Consider the following 14,986-nt stretch of genomic DNA (forward strand, 5'->3'; position numbering starts at 1 on the left):
ATGCCATTAGGAAAAGTACGCATCGTATTGGTAGAAACCACCCATCCCGGCAATATTGGAGCAGCGGCGCGAGCCATGCGTACCATGGGATTATGCCACTTATATTTAGTCAATCCAAAGCGCTTTCCCTGCGCTGAAGCTACAGCAATGGCTTCGGGCGCAGATAAATTACTAGCCCAAGCAAAGGTTTGCACCAGCTTGGCCCAAGCAATAACGGGTTGTCAAAAAGTATTTGGACTGAGTGCCAGGTCTAGAAGTATTTCCTGGCCAGTGCTAAATACACGGGACTCTGGCGTCCTCGTTGTCCAAGAGGCCCTAAGAGGAGGAGAGGTAGCAATAGTATTCGGCCGAGAGAATTCAGGGCTTTCTAACCTTGAGCTAGATCGTTGTAATTATTGGGTTCATATTCCAAGTAATCCAACGTACAGCTCCCTAAATTTAGCGGCGGCGGTACAGGTGATGGCCTATGAGGTCCGGATGGCTTCCATGATGGATGACTCCCGGCACTCCGCAGAATCGCCATCAGCCTCTATAGGGGAGATAGAAGGTTTTTTTAGACACCTAGAGCAAACCTTAATAAAGATCGATTTTCTTAACTCGAGTAATCCCAAGCTTTTAATGCGACGCTTACGCTGCCTGTTTTTTCGCGCTCATCTTAATGTACGTGAAATCAATATCTTACGGGGAATTTTAACCGCCGTCCAGAAAAAAGCGCAGATCCCCGAAGCTGCGATGAAAAAATAATAAATTTTTATGCAGCCGCAAGAAAGAATAGCAGGAGTCTGACCGGCATAGCTGGATTAGTCAGGGGAAGAGGTACCCTTTTTATGTTTAAACGCTTGCAAGAAGAAATAAAGTGCGTATTTGAGCGGGATCCCGCGGCACGTAATGCCTTTGAGGTAATTACTACCTATCCAGGATTCCATGCCATTGTATGGCATCGACTGAGTCATCGACTGTGGAATTTAGGAGCTAAATGGCTGGCACGGGCTATTTCTACTTTAAGCCGCTGGTTAACCGGGATCGAAATTCATCCAGGGGCTCAGATTGGGCAGCGTTTTTTTATCGACCACGGAATGGGCGTAGTAATCGGCGAAACCGCGGAGATCGGGAACGATTGTACGCTTTATCATGGGGTAACCTTGGGAGGAACCAGTTGGCAAAAAGGAAAACGGCATCCTACTTTAGGAAATAATGTGGTAGTAGGAGCGGGCGCTAAAGTTCTTGGACCTATTCACATAGGTAGTGGAGTACGGATAGGTTCTAATTCAGTGGTAGTTAAGAGTGTTCCTGCAAACACCACTGTTATTGGAGTTCCGGGGCGCATGGTTCAATCGAAAGATCAACGCAGAGAGGCCAAGCATCAAGCAATGGCCAAGCGTATTGGATTTGATGCCTATGGCACCCCCCAAGATACGCCTGATCCAATTGAACGGGCTATTCATGGCCTGATTGAGCATATTCAGCGTTTAGATGAACGTATTGAGCAAATGACGGCCGAGATTAAGAATTTAGGAGGAGATCTTCCTGGGGAACACTTACCTAGTTTAGACGAGGAACAAGCACGGCAGGTTGCCGAGGATAAATCAGCAATAGCCAAATAGTTGACTAATATAGTCAGTTATGTAACTCTTTGGCTAACAGAACTAGGGAACGCTTAATAACATGCGGCTAACAACCAAAGGTCGTTATGCGGTGACCGCGATGCTGGACTTGGCTTTACATTATGAACAAGGTCCGATTAGCCTAGCTGATATTTCTCGCCGCCAAGGGATTTCTCTCTCTTACTTAGAACAACTCTTTGCTCGGCTACGCAAAAAAGGTTTAGTCGGCAGTGTTCGAGGTCCGGGGGGTGGTTATCGCCTAAGTCGTGAAGCGGGGAAAATCAGCATAATCGATGTTATCACTGCGGTTGATGAAAACATGGACGCCACGCGTTGTGGGGGATTAAAAAACTGCCAAGAGAACCAGCGCTGCCTTACCCATGATCTGTGGGAAGATCTCAGCCGGCAGATCTATGAATTTCTTGCCCGCATTACTTTGGGTGAACTAGTTCAGCGTGATGACATCAAAAAAGTTGCGATGCGGCTGGAGGATGCTGTTTCGGTAAACAGTGTTGATCGTGCCGTACCCGTTGTTATTATAGGTACAAATCGTATTTCTTAAAAATGGCAATTTACCTCGATCATAATGCAGGCTCTCCGCTGGATGAACGGGTATTGGATACCATGCTCCCCTACCTTCGTGAACAACAGGGAAATCCTTCTAGCGTACACCGCTACGGTCGTATTGCTCGAGAGGCCATAGAGCAAGCTCGCATCCAGGTAGCCGCCTTAGTACAGGCAGCACCCTCCCAAGTTATTTTTACAAGCGGTGGTACTGAAGCCAATAATTTAGCCATATTTGGAGCGATGGGTCCCCATCCTCAAGGTCACCTTGCAATCAGTGCAGTGGAACATCCCTCTCTTCGAGAGCCTGTATTAGCTTTACAAGCACAAGGAATTAAAATAACTGAAATTGAAGTGGATTCCGAAGGAAGAGTAAACCCCTTAGCTCTAGGGGCAGCGTTACGTCCCGATACTCGTTTGGTTTCTATCATGTGGGCGAACAATGAGACTGGGGTTTTACAAGATATTACTACTTTGAGTGAAGAAGTGCGCATCCAAGGAAGCTTATTTCATACCGATGCGGTCCAGGCAGTAGGAAAAGTGCCCCTAGATTTTCACCACAGCGGTGTTCACCTTATGAGCCTTTCTGCTCATAAAATGGGAGGCCCTAAGGGAGTAGGTGCGCTAATTGTGGATAGTAGCGTAGATATTTTTCCGCTTCTGCGAGGAGGTGGCCAAGAAAAAGGCCGCCGTAGCGGTACCGAAAACGTGGCTGCTATTGCAGGATTTGGCAAAGCCGCTGAACTTGCAAGTCTAGAGATGAATCAACGTGCTCGCGACTGGTCTCAATTGCGGGAATATCTAGAGCAATCCTTACAGCAGTTGCCGGGGATTGTCGTCTTTGGAGAAAAAGCTGAACGCTTGCCTAATACTCTATTTTTTACTGTACCAGGAATAGAGGGAGAGACTTTGTTGATGGCTTTGGATAAGGCGGGAATAGGAGTCTCTAGCGGTTCCGCTTGCGATAGCAACCATCACCAACCCAGCCACGTATTGTTGGCTATGGGGATAGCACCAGAACTAGCGCAAGGGGCGATTCGTGTCAGCATCGGGGTGGATAATAATTTGTCCCAAATCAATGAACTGATTACGGTATTAAAAAGTCAAATAAGTAAACTTCAGCGGATGTTATTGTGCGATGTTGGTTATGGCGTATAAGGAGAGGGTAAAAAGATGGCAATTACAGTTACAGCTTCTGCGTTAAAACAGATTAAGAAGGTTCTCTCACAGCAAGAAAATGTAGAAGGCCTGCGCATAGGCGTCAAAAAAAGCGGCTGCTCAGGATATGCCTATGTGCTTGATTTCGCAAAACAGGTAAAATCGGAAGATACTATTTTTGATCATGACGGAGTTAAAATCCTAGTTGATAAAAAAAGTCTGAATTTTATTGACGGTACTGAATTGGATTACCGGCGCGAGGGTTTGAATGAGAGCTTTAAATTTCAAAACCCAAATGTGGCCGGAACTTGTGGTTGCGGAGAAAGTTTTAGCATTTAACTTTATTTGTAATGAAATATCACCCTTGATCAATGATCAAATATCTAAATTAAATAACTTTCCTTTGTAAATCAAGGGGTTAATAAAAAGGTGCGGAACCCCAAAATTGTTTACGTAAATGCGCAAACGCTTGCAAAGGGAGCAAAAAGTTCCTCTCTTTTCCTTAAGCTATTTCACGTTATCACGGCCTCCCCTCCGAGTGAAATAGCCCCTATCTTATGTCAGCGATAAGCCCACTCAGCTTGTCGAATCCTTTATCCCAACTAACTACTTTAATCTAACCTGTGAGACGTTATTGGATTTTAGCCCTGCTAGCCATGGGCCTAGGTTTGGCGATCCCATTCAGCTATGGTGGGCTGGCAGTTTTTGAGCGTCTTGGCCAAGTGCCCCTTTGGCTCCCTCTGCTTACCCTGGCAATGATCGTGCTTGGTTGGAATTTTAATGCTGCTAAACTGCGGATTTTAGTCTCTGCGGTAGATACTAAACTCTCACATCGAAGCGCGCTCGGAACGGTTATGGCATGGGAATTTGCTTTTTCCGCTACTCCTGCAGGGAGCGGCGGAATTGTTAGCTATATTTACCTTTTAAATAGATACGGTGTGAAAACTGCTCATGCAGCAGCCATCTTTACCATGGAGATGGGAATAGACTTATTGTTTTTTATTACCGCTTCAATCATCGTAGTGATAAAGTTGGCTACCAATGTGGCCTATGATATTCATCTCGGGTTTGTTTTGGTGGTGGTATTGCTCACCGGTGGGATGGGGGTAATGTGGATTCTGGCTCGGCAATATCAAAAATTGTTGCGAGTATTTGGCTATCTATTAAAATTATTCAAGGTCTCTACTCCCCGTCGCAAGCGAGCAGCGCGCTGGATGTTACGTCTTCGCCATGGTCTAATGCTCCTCTTAGGACTCCCTCGACGGCATTTATACGCTGCTTATCTCTTCTGTGTCGCTCATTGGCTGTTACGCTTTAGTGTTCTTTATGTTCTCCTTTTAGGCCTAGGCGAAAATGTGCCCTGGCCTTATCTATTTATTACCCAAGTATTAATACTGACCCTGGGACATTTCACCTTCTTGCCGGGGGGGAGCGGGGGAGTCGAATTGGGATTTGGGGTGATGCTAGGACCTTTTCTTGATAGCGCCACACTGGCAACTGCCCTTGTTCTCTGGCGTTTTGCTACCTTTTATTGGTATCTTATTGCTGGCGCACCGGTATTTGTCGCAGTAGCAGGGCCAGTGATATTTCAAACCTTAGCCCAAGCTACTACTAAAAAGTCCTTATAAAAAAATTTTAGGGGCTGACACCTGATTTTAAATAAGTTAGGAGTTAGTCTGTGCGTAAGGCATTGTAAGTTAGGGTGTTACCAGCAATTATTCCTGTTGGCACAGTTTGTTGCAGGTACACCAATTAGAATAGCCACCGAACAGCAAAAGCGTGCCGCGCAATTTTGTGGCGGAGTCAAGAACGAGGTCGAGGCACAGCGGGTAAAATCTACACTGCATCTATTTCTAACGCGCAAAAAAAAATAAGTGCTGAGTTCGTGGATGAAGCTCTGGAGTAGGTCTATGAGCAGTGCAACGGCTGAAATACTTTTATCAACAGGAATATAATCCTCACTTCTTAGATTAAAGCAAAACACATCCATTCTGTGGGGTAGGATCATGAGCGTAGGCAAGAATATCAAAGGATTACGTATAGCCGCTGGACTGACTCAAACCCAGTTAGCCAAAGAAGCTCGTATAAATCAAAGCGGCTTGAGTAAAATTGAGCGTGAAGAAAATGAGAGTATCACGTTACCTACGCTTAGAAAAATTGCCAAGGCGCTAGATTGTAGCGTTGTTGCGCTTCTGGAAGATAAAGATAAAGGTAAGAAGCTAAGGGAGCTCACTTAATACTTCTTCCTTGATGAAATTGCCTTAATTGAAAATTTTCAACTTATGAGCCGCCATGCGTACATTCAAAATGAGGTAAGTAAGATCACACGCTGCCTCACAAGGCATTAAAGAGAAGTATTGGAGTCGGACGTCCGACTCCAGGATAGAGCAGGGATAATTCTGCTCTTCGAGCTTAAAAAGCTAATGTGTGACGATTATCATTTTATGTCCATATTATTCCTTTCCTGAATGATCGCAAGCTGCCCCCGTTCTTTGTGGTAACAGGGGTAGAGAAAATTTGCTAGCCGGTTTTTTCCTCTCCCTGCGTTTACTAGTTCGTTGCCGACTGGGCCGCTACACTACTTTTTCCTTGGACGATATTTGGTACCTTTGTAGACCCCTACGAATCTAACTCACGATAACTTAGCTTATCGTAGGTTTATTTTCATACGAAATTCTTAGTGACATAGCATTATAATGTGTAATATTTTGTATTATGTAATAAAATACCTTATAACATGTGCTCCAGCGAATCTCCATGAAGGGGAGTGCTAAACCTTAGCCCAGACCCATCAAGTAAAAAAGCAAAAGGCTAAGGATACAAGAGAAGATAGAAGCGTTGACGGCATCACACCAAAAAGCGGAGGGCAAAATAGAAGGGAGGCAAAGCGAAAACTGGACCTTGGCCCAGGAACTATAAGAGAAAATTCAAGACTAATTTTAAGCGGGGATTATTGCAAGAGATAACTTATAAGATGAGAGTGAAAACACCGTTTAAAATACCTCACCATTTTTTTGTCATCTTGGTTATTTTTTCATTTATGGCAATACCTACCGCAATTGCTGACATTACTGGCTATGCGATGGTACAAAAGGATGGCTCACTGAGAATGAGCAGAGGAATAATTCGTCTCTATGGCATTTACATTCCCTTTACGGAAACAACCTGCCGCTCATTTTTGCAACCAAGGCGTTGTATGCCACAGGCTGCCTTAGCTCTAGACTTCAAAATTCAGGGATTTATCCACTGCAAGGAACAGGGGATCAATCAAGATGGTAGTATCAGCGCCATTTGCCACGCGAATTATACTTCCGTTTCCATGGGGGAAGATCTCGCATCTTACCTACTAAGGCAAGGTTGGGCGCTAGCCTTGCCTTATGCTCCCTTCGAGTATCACGCACTTGAAAGAATTGCACGGTATAAAGGCTTCGGGATATGGGGATTTCCTGATACGATTATCCGGTAATTTTTCCTGAATAACTCTCTTCTGGAAAGACCCCGGAAAATACGAGGTCTTTCCTTGAACTCGAAGTGGTTTAATTGAGAAACTACTCATCACCACCAAAAATTCCTAAGAGATGTAACAGACTTAGGAATAAGTTATAAATCGCCACATACAGACCGACAGCGGCCATGATATAGTTAGTTTCGCCCCCATTAACAAGTAGGCTGGTCTGAAACAAAATAAAGCCTGACATTAACAGGATAAACATAGCAGAAACGGCCAAAGATAAAGCGGGAATTTGGAATAACATAGCAGCTAGTCCCGCAAGGAAGGCCACTAAAATACCTACCATCAGAAAACCGCCAATAAAGCTGAAGTCTTTACGGGTTGTTAGGGCATAGCCTGAAAGACCGAAGAAAATAACGCCAGTACCCCCTAGTGCGAGCATCACTGTTTCATGACCATTAGGTAGACCCAGATAAAAATTAAGAATGGGCCCTAATGTATAGCCCATAAATCCGGTAAGAGCAAAGATAGCCGCTAATCCCCATGCGCTATTGCGTAGCGCATTAGTCAGAAATAATAAACCGAAATAGCCTATCAATGTAATTACCCAATGCACAGGGGGGGCATTAACCGCCATGGCAACTCCTGCAGTGACAGCGCTAAAAAGCAGAGTTGCAGCAAGAAGGGTATAAGTATTACGCACCAATTTATTGGTTGTGGATATCGAAGAGGTTTTCTGTAAAACTACTTGATTATTGTAACGCATCGCATCATCCTTACTCTAAAATTAGGAGTTTCGCCAAGTGTGACAACCGCTTAGCGGTTTAGTTCTTAGCTTACTAGTTTTATTAAAAATAGCAATAGTTGAGTTTCTTTGTTATCTTTATGACGATTATTTGGAGGGCTGGCCGAGAGGTTGAAGGCGCTGGTCTTGAAAACCAGAAGGGGCGAAAGCCCCTCCAGGGTTCGAATCCCTGGCCCTCCGCCATACGGAGGATAGTAAAATTTAACTATGCAAAAGACATATAACGATGGGCCCGGATTGTTAAGAGAAAGGGAGTAGTTTCAATGGTGGCGTCATTACGCCGTAGCCGTGACCCTGGTAACGGTGGCTCCTCTGGAAGAGGCCGAAGACGAGGAAGGCGATCATAGCGAGTTGACGGATAAAAAATAGGTAATACCGCCCGTTTTTGTCCCCGTCGCGTTGTTTTCTTTTCTATAGTCCAGGCAATATTAGCGCGAGGATGAATATGAGGAGGGTTAACAATAGCTAGACGCTCATTAGAAACAAGTCGATCTAAGCGAGATAAATCAGCTTTAATTAATACAGGGTTACCCTGGACCTTTTCAAGACGTGCCTCTAAGCGTCGTCGAGCTTCTTCTATATCAATGCTCTCAATTTTTGGCAAACGGCTCCAAATAAAACTTACTGACTCAGGCGTTTGTTCTAAAATCACGAATTTTCGTGTCGCCTGCCGCCTATGTAAGCGTGCATGCCCCAAAGATGCGAGAGCAATTTTAATTAGAGGTCGTAATAAGAAAGTACCCGTTTCTTGATTTTGTTCTTCGATTTTAATTCCATCTATACTTTTTAGAGCCTTTTGTAAATCAGCTTTAGCTTGATTAGCATGGCGGATAGCCTCTAAAGTAGCACAAGAAACGCCAACTAAGGCAGGGCAAATACGGGTAGAAACTGGATCCTGGCCATCCCGATAATCAATTGCAGTAACTATTTGACGAACTTGTAGGCGGGCTTTAGAAGGATCTTTCTCATGCCAGACCCATAGAGGATAGCTTTCTTCTTCTTTTAATAGCCGATCAAGTACTCCTAATTGAGCCTCTAAGTGATGCATCGCAGTAGCAAGAGTAGCACGGAGCTGGCTATTTACATTGTTCATAATAATATTATAGTAATACTATTTAACATAATATGTATTATGCGAACATTTATTAAAATAAAATTAAAGGACCTATTCAATCTATGAAAAAAGATTACTCAGACCAGTTTCCCCAGAAAAAAGGGATTATATATCTTAATCACGCGGCTGTTGCACCTTGGCCTCGCAGAACCGCTGCAGCGGTTAAAAACTTCGCTGAGGAAAATGTCATTATAGGGGCTTTGCGTTACCCTCAATGGCTGGAGACGGAAAAAAAACTACGGAAATTAGCCCGCCTCCTAATTAATGCCCCCTCAGCAGATGATATTGCCTTAATTAAAAATACTTCAGAAGGCTTATCTATCGTTGCTAGCGGCTTAGACTGGCAAGCTGGCGATAATATCGTCACGAGCAATCAAGAATTTCCCTCTAATCTTATTCCTTGGCAAGCATTAGCAAAACGGGGCGTCAAACTACGTGAAACAAATTTATCAGTAGAACCCACACCCGAGGACTCATTGTTAGCTCAAATAGACGAACAGACTCGCCTGCTGACTATCAGTTCAGTCCAATACGCATCAGGACTAAAGATGGATCTGGAAAAAATAGGCCAATTTTGCCGACAACGAAATATATTATTTTGTGTCGATGCCATTCAAAGTTTAGGATCGCTAAATTTTGACTGTCAAACTATTCATGCTGATTTTGTAATTGCTGATGGCCACAAATGGATGCTAGGTCCAGAAGGCATGGGAATATTTTACTGTCGCCCCGAAATAAAAGACCAATTACAGCTTCATCAGTTCGGATGGCACATGGTAGAAGCAATTGGAGATTACGACAACAAAGATTGGAGTATCGCCCGCTCCGCACGACGATTTGAATGTGGTAGCCTAAATATGATAGGTATTTTCGCGCTCAAAGAAAGCTTAGATTTATTAATTAATCAAGTTAGCATAGCCCAAGTAGAGCAGGCAGTTCTTGCAAACACGGCTTATCTCGTTGAAAGAATCCAAACTGAACCGAAACTCCAATTATTATCCTCCAGTTCTCCAGATCGGTATTCCGGCATTGTTACCTTCAAACACAAGAAAGTAGACTCATCTATTCTCTATCACCACCTAATAGAGCAAGGAGTAATATGCGCTCTACGTGGAGGTGGTATTCGCTTTTCTCCCCATTTTTATACGCCCAGGACGGGGCTTGTACAAGCCTTAAATTTATGCCTGAACGTTTAAAACGTCAATATAAACCAAGAGTATATTCCCTAATAGTACTTTTGCCTAACTCAGCTAATCACCTTTTGCCTTATCAATCTCAAGTTTTAGCAACTCTGGATTAACGATTTGAGGTTTACCTCCGCCTCCTGTTTCCATAAAACCTATGCCAACCATTAGAAGAATAAATGCAGCCACACCTACAGCGATATAAATTAACTGCTTATCCATCATAACTCCTATTTATTTATCAAATATACTTGATTAATTAGCACTCAAGCAGGCAATGCTGCCTCAGAGAATAAGGAAAAGAAATTTTCTGTTGTTAAATCTTCAAGATCCGCTAAGGAAATTTTCCGCAGATCTGCCATACATTGAGCCACATAGCGAACATAAGCGGGTCGATTGGGCGTACCCCGATGGGGTACTGGTGCTAAGTAAGGAGAATCGGTCTCTATTAGTAAACGATTAGATGGGATTTGGGTAGCTACTTTCCGCAAGACTCCTGCATTACGAAAGGTAATAATTCCAGAAAAGGAAATGTAAAATCCCAAATCTAAACCTTCTTTTGCCGTTTCCCAATCTTCTGTAAAACAGTGAAGGACCCCTCCTACTTCATCTGCGCCCTCCTCTTTCAGGATACGCACAGTATCTCTCTTAGCTTGTCTAGTATGTATAATGAGTGGTTTTCCGCATTCTTTTGCTGCTGCGATATGAATCCGCAACCGTTCACGCTGCCATGCCAGGTCCCCTTCGCTACGAAAATAGTCCAAGCCAGTTTCTCCAATTGCCACCACCTTTGGAGTAGCCGCTAATTCCAATAATTGCTCTACAGTAATCTTAACATCTTTACTAGCATTAGGGTGTATTCCGACGGAAACCGATATCTCAGCATATTCCTGCGCTAATGCACGAATATCAGGAAAAGTTTCTAAGTCTACTGACACGCATAGCATGTGGCTAATGCCTGCTTTTCGAGATTCCTCCATCACAGAATGTACTGAACCATCAAACGGAGTCAAATCAAGCAAATTCAAATGGCAATGAGAATCGACCAACATAAAAGGCTATACCATCAATTTTATAAGGATATAGCATATATACTACCATTTACTACATCGTATGAGTCGATTTTTCAGATTTAAGCATGCCTGCTAAATAAGTCTCGATTTTATTCCGAGCTGCACTACCATTGATATCATTAAACTGAATACCGATCCCTGCGGCGCGATTACTCTGAGCTCCTCTCGGAGTAATCCAAACCACCTTGCCCGCAACGGGAACCTTCTCTACCTCTTCCATTAAAGTAAGCAGCATAAAAACTTCATCCCCTATACAATAATTTCTATTGGTAGGGATAAATAAGCCTCCATTTCTAGTAAAAGGGATATAAGCATGGTAGAGAGCATTAATATCTTTAATGCTCAAAGATAATATACCTTGCCGAGGAGGTAAAGAAGAACTGGACTGATTAGGTATGCTCATGATTAACCTTGCTAAAACATATTAACCACTGAATGAGTATTTCTTCTAGTAAGAGCTGAGGATTAATATTAATTTGCCCTTTCCATATTTCCCGATTGCAACTAGCCTTCTTTAACAAAGCAAAGAGCATTTCAAAAGATGCCCTTCGCGCAAGCAGTTGAAGCGAATTAGCAACATCGTGATTTACCAAAAATCTCTTGGAGACTCCGCTTCTGAGACGAATTGTATCTTCTACTAACGTAGATATCCAATATAGCGGCTCTCCCAGGTTATCCTTAAGGCAACTTCTTACCATCTCAAAAAGATCCAATTTACCTTGAGTCAAAGAAAAAAGATTATTGATGAACTCCTTACGGTAGAATAAGAAATTCTGTTCTACATACTCTAAAGCCCGCAAAGGCCCCCCTCCGGATAACCTTAGCAAAGTTACCGCATCCAGATTCATAGAAGGAGGGAGACGTTGCTGTAGCCACATTTTCACCTCTTGCGATTTAGAAATCGTAAAAAATAACTGTTGACAACGACTACGAATAGTGATCGGTAAGCGTAAGGACGCAGAGGTAATAAGAAGCAAAACGGTTCTACCAGGAGGTTCTTCTAAAATCTTAAGTAAACTATTAGCAGCACTCAAGGTCATTTCTTCGGCAGGATAAATAATAACTGTCTTAAATAATGATTGCCGTGCCTTAAGTGCTAGGTGGGAATGGAGTTGCCGGATCTGATTGACTGAGATCGTTTGCTTTCCTTCTCTGGGAAAGAGAGTCAAATTGTCAGGATGACTGCCGGCAAGCTGCAAGCGACATCCAGCACAAGAACCACAACCGTGGCCTCCTTTTTGCGGATATTCACAGGATAGAGCCTGAATCAAGTTAGATGCAAAAGAGCGTTTTCCCATACCCTCTGGACCCATTAACAATATGGCGTGGGGCATACGTTTTGCAATTTGGGATGCCATAAGACTATTCCAATGCGATTGATGCCAAGGGTAAAATTCAGGCATCACGATTTTCTTCCAAGAATGCCATAATTACTTTCTGAATAGCTTCCTGCACCCTTGTTAAAGGTAGCGAAGAATCGATTAGGCGATATTGATCCGGATATTTTTTAGCTAAGGAAAGATAGATCGTACGGGCACGATCAAAAAAATCAATTTTTTCCTGTTCAAAGCGATCTAGTTGCTGGCAGCGAGTCGTGGCCCTTTGCAACCCAAGCCTCACGGGAACATCGAATAAAAGGATTAAATCCGGGCGTAAACAATTAAGAGCCCAGCTCTCAAGTTTTGCAATACGCGACAAAGGAAGCTCCCGCCCTCCCCCTTGGTAAGCATAGCTGGCACTTGTAAAACGATCACAGAGAACCCACTTTCCCGCTGCTAGAGCAGGGAAAATCACTTGTTGCACGTGTTCTACACGGGCCGCAAACATCAATAGGAGCTCCGTATCGGCAGACATACCTTCTAGTCTCGGCGACAATAATAATTCCCGAATCTGTTCTCCCAAGAAAGTACCACCAGGTTCACGAGTAACAATAACATTTTTCTCTGTGCTCTGAAGTAACTGCTGAATAAATTTAAGCTGAGTACTTTTCCCGGCTCCCTCAATACCCTCAAGCACTATAAAACGACCTCTTCCCATGGCTTTTTAATCTATTAGAATAGAGATTGAGTCCAGTGTATAGTTTTGGAGCATGAAAACGAGATGCCGCAAAATCCAATGCCCTCAACAGACAGGCGAAAAAGAGAAGAACGTGTTATTATGGTCAATGATTATTTTTCCTGACCAATTGATAGTTTCGTACTGCTTCCTTATGTTCTTTAAAAGTAGCCGAAAAATGATGGCTGCCGTCACCACGAGAAACGAAATATAATGATTTCCCTTCTGCCGGGTGCAACGCTGCCCGTAATGCTCCTAGACTAGGCATACAAATAGGCGTTGGAGGAAGTCCCGAACGTGTATAAGTATTATAAAGCGTATCCTTTTTTAAATCCTGGCGCCGTAAATCTCCATCAAAGCGGTTCCCTAGACCATAGATAACTGTCGGATCGGTTTGCAAACGCATTCCCCTTTGAAGACGTCGCACGAACACACCAGCAATCAAAGGCCGTTCTTCGATTAATGCGCTCTCCCGTTCAATAATGGAAGCTAGTATCAAAGCATCGTAGGAGCTTCGGTAAGGAAGCTCAAGCTCACGGTTTTCCCATTCATGGGTTAGATGATTTACCATAAATTGATAAGCGCGCCGTAAGAAATCCACGTCGGAAGTACCAGCGGGAAAGAAGTAGGTATCAGGAAAAAACCGACCCTCTGGATGTTCATTAGGATAGCCCAGACGTTTCATAATCTCAGAAGCTGGTAATTGCCGATTCAATGTTTGTTGAAGATAAAGACTGTTTTGGATAGCCTTTCTTACCTGTGGAAAAGTCCATCCTTCCACTAAAGTCAAGCTATATTGTTTGACCTTACCTGCTACAATTTGGCGCAGCAATGCCGACGGTGTTGTGGCCGCCTGAATATGGTATTCGCCAGCCTTGATGTCCCTAGCTATCCCCTGCCAACGGGCTAGTAATACTAAATACAGAGGGTGTTGCTCTAAAGCTTCCCGTTGATACAGTTCGGTAGCAACGGAATGTATTGTGGCACCACTAGGAATTACCAAATTCAAGCCTTCTTGGTCTATCTGAAGCGGGATATGAGTAAAGCGATCATATTCAAATTTTAACCATACTATTCCTAACCCTACCGCGATTCCTGATAGCGCTAATAAAAAGAAAAAAGATTTGCGCATGATCGCCTAACTATTATTTAATTAGAGTGGAGAAGTTGGATCTGGATTAGATGCTGTAAGTGTTGTGTTAACGGTCCTAACGGATATTGAGTCTCTCCAACACGGCGTACCGGCCATATCCCTATTAAACTGTTACACATAAAAATCTCTTCCGCGCTTCTGAGATCCGCTAATATTAATGGACGCACTATCGTTTTTAGCCCCGAATTAAAAGCCTGTTTTAGTATAAATTCTCGCATGACTCCAGCTACACCACAGCCGCTTAAATCAGGGGTTTCTAGGAGGCCGTTTTGAACAATAAACAGGTTACTCATAGTTCCTTCAACGACGTGCCCTTGGCTATCTAACATTAATCCTTCAGGGATCATTGGATTTTCCCATTCGCTTCTAGCTAGTACTTGTTCCAAACGATTAAGATGCTTTATGCCTGCTAAGCAGGGATTGTAGCCTAATGAAGTGCGGCAAACTCGAAGGGTAATCCCGTACTCCATAAAAATGGATGGATAATTTGGCCAAGGATGCAGCGAAAGAATGCGGGTAGGTTGAGGTTGCGATGGCGGTTGATAACCGCGTCCCCCGCTTCCTCGAGTTACTACGATTTTCAATACCCCTCGGGAAACTCCCTGACAAAGCTTGAATATCTCTTCGTCCAAAATTCTCCGCGCTATTAGCGGTATCGACAAACGGCGACAGCCGTCTTCTAATCGTTTTAAATGGGATAGATAAAGTATAGCCCGTTCATCACGGATAGCGATTGTCTCAAATAAGCCATCGCCATATTGCAAACCTCTATCGGCAACCTCAATGCTAGAAGCAACCTTGCCATTCACAAGGATCATTAAAGGT

General features: G+C 43.6%; 18 protein-coding genes and 1 tRNA gene. 10 read left to right on the plus strand and 9 right to left on the minus strand.

Going from position 1 to position 14,986, the window contains the following annotated elements:
* The 8 genes from NOC_RS08890 (at position 1) to NOC_RS08925 (ending at position 6,792) form a co-directional block, all read left to right on the plus strand.
* On the plus strand, positions 1-744 hold the full coding sequence (locus NOC_RS08890) for an RNA methyltransferase (RefSeq protein WP_002809904.1): 744 nt from the start codon (positions 1-3) through the stop codon (positions 742-744).
* A gap of 83 nt (positions 745-827) precedes the next feature.
* Complete coding sequence (gene cysE, locus NOC_RS08895; protein WP_002810400.1) at positions 828-1,604, plus strand: serine O-acetyltransferase; 777 nt, start codon at positions 828-830, stop codon at positions 1,602-1,604.
* A gap of 61 nt (positions 1,605-1,665) precedes the next feature.
* Positions 1,666-2,166: a Fe-S cluster assembly transcriptional regulator IscR gene (gene iscR / locus NOC_RS08900; RefSeq protein WP_002811538.1), complete on the plus strand. Its 501-nt coding sequence runs from the start codon at positions 1,666-1,668 to the stop codon at positions 2,164-2,166.
* Between the two features lie 2 nt (positions 2,167-2,168).
* Complete coding sequence (locus NOC_RS08905; RefSeq protein WP_002809255.1) at positions 2,169-3,326, plus strand: cysteine desulfurase family protein; 1,158 nt, start codon at positions 2,169-2,171, stop codon at positions 3,324-3,326.
* A gap of 15 nt (positions 3,327-3,341) precedes the next feature.
* Positions 3,342-3,665, plus strand: coding sequence for a HesB/IscA family protein (locus NOC_RS08910; RefSeq protein WP_002809558.1), 324 nt, complete (start codon positions 3,342-3,344; stop codon positions 3,663-3,665).
* Positions 3,666-3,982: 317 nt separating this feature from the next.
* A complete protein-coding gene (locus NOC_RS08915) occupies positions 3,983-4,954 on the plus strand; it encodes a lysylphosphatidylglycerol synthase transmembrane domain-containing protein (RefSeq protein ID WP_342341971.1) in 972 nt (323 codons plus the stop codon).
* A gap of 378 nt (positions 4,955-5,332) precedes the next feature.
* Complete coding sequence (locus NOC_RS08920) at positions 5,333-5,563, plus strand: helix-turn-helix domain-containing protein (protein ID WP_002809353.1); 231 nt, start codon at positions 5,333-5,335, stop codon at positions 5,561-5,563.
* A gap of 716 nt (positions 5,564-6,279) precedes the next feature.
* Entirely contained in the window at positions 6,280-6,792 is a 513-nt protein-coding gene (locus NOC_RS08925; protein WP_011330720.1) for a thermonuclease family protein, read from the plus strand.
* Between the two features lie 82 nt (positions 6,793-6,874).
* On the opposite strand, the gene NOC_RS08930 is transcribed toward NOC_RS08925, so the two are convergent.
* Complete coding sequence (locus NOC_RS08930; protein ID WP_002810552.1) at positions 6,875-7,543, minus strand: Bax inhibitor-1/YccA family protein; 669 nt, start codon at positions 7,541-7,543, stop codon at positions 6,875-6,877.
* Positions 7,544-7,675: 132 nt separating this feature from the next.
* Here NOC_RS08930 and NOC_RS08935 point away from each other — a divergent pair.
* Positions 7,676-7,765: transfer RNA gene (locus NOC_RS08935), tRNA-Ser, on the plus strand.
* A gap of 22 nt (positions 7,766-7,787) precedes the next feature.
* On the opposite strand, the gene NOC_RS08940 is transcribed toward NOC_RS08935, so the two are convergent.
* Entirely contained in the window at positions 7,788-8,675 is an 888-nt protein-coding gene (locus tag NOC_RS08940; protein ID WP_002809023.1) for a hypothetical protein, read from the minus strand.
* Between the two features lie 83 nt (positions 8,676-8,758).
* Here NOC_RS08940 and NOC_RS08945 point away from each other — a divergent pair, with 83 nt between their 5' ends.
* Positions 8,759-9,892, plus strand: coding sequence for an aminotransferase class V-fold PLP-dependent enzyme (locus tag NOC_RS08945; protein WP_002810477.1), 1,134 nt, complete (start codon positions 8,759-8,761; stop codon positions 9,890-9,892).
* A 54-nt stretch (positions 9,893-9,946) separates the two neighbouring features.
* Here NOC_RS08945 and NOC_RS17445 read toward each other — a convergent pair whose 3' ends face one another.
* The 7 genes from NOC_RS17445 to pabC form a co-directional block, all read right to left on the minus strand.
* On the minus strand, positions 9,947-10,105 hold the full coding sequence (locus tag NOC_RS17445) for a hypothetical protein (protein WP_002809094.1): 159 nt from the start codon (positions 10,103-10,105) through the stop codon (positions 9,947-9,949).
* 41 nt (positions 10,106-10,146) lie between these two features.
* The gene (locus NOC_RS08950) at positions 10,147-10,932 is read right to left on the minus strand and encodes a TatD family hydrolase (protein WP_002809737.1); all 786 of its coding nucleotides are present in this window, start codon (positions 10,930-10,932) and stop codon (positions 10,147-10,149) included.
* A gap of 52 nt (positions 10,933-10,984) precedes the next feature.
* Complete coding sequence (locus NOC_RS08955) at positions 10,985-11,356, minus strand: PilZ domain-containing protein (protein WP_011330721.1); 372 nt, start codon at positions 11,354-11,356, stop codon at positions 10,985-10,987.
* Positions 11,343-12,356: a DNA polymerase III subunit delta' gene (locus tag NOC_RS08960; RefSeq protein ID WP_011330722.1), complete on the minus strand. Its 1,014-nt coding sequence runs from the start codon at positions 12,354-12,356 to the stop codon at positions 11,343-11,345. The genes NOC_RS08955 and NOC_RS08960 overlap by 14 nt, the downstream gene beginning before the upstream one ends.
* Positions 12,349-12,990 carry a dTMP kinase gene (gene tmk, locus NOC_RS08965; RefSeq protein WP_002810881.1) on the minus strand — a complete coding sequence of 214 codons (642 nt, stop codon included), beginning with the start codon at positions 12,988-12,990 and terminating at the stop codon, positions 12,349-12,351. Before tmk ends, NOC_RS08960 begins: the two co-directional genes overlap by 8 nt.
* Before the next feature lie 124 nt (positions 12,991-13,114).
* Entirely contained in the window at positions 13,115-14,140 is a 1,026-nt protein-coding gene (gene mltG, locus NOC_RS08970) for an endolytic transglycosylase MltG (RefSeq protein WP_002811119.1), read from the minus strand.
* Positions 14,141-14,157: 17 nt separating this feature from the next.
* On the minus strand, positions 14,158-14,979 hold the full coding sequence (gene pabC / locus NOC_RS08975) for an aminodeoxychorismate lyase (RefSeq protein ID WP_002811556.1): 822 nt from the start codon (positions 14,977-14,979) through the stop codon (positions 14,158-14,160).
* Positions 14,980-14,986 lie beyond the last annotated feature (7 nt).

This window comes from Nitrosococcus oceani ATCC 19707, from assembly GCF_000012805.1.
In the GTDB taxonomy this organism is placed as follows: Bacteria; Pseudomonadota; Gammaproteobacteria; order Nitrosococcales; family Nitrosococcaceae; genus Nitrosococcus; species Nitrosococcus oceani.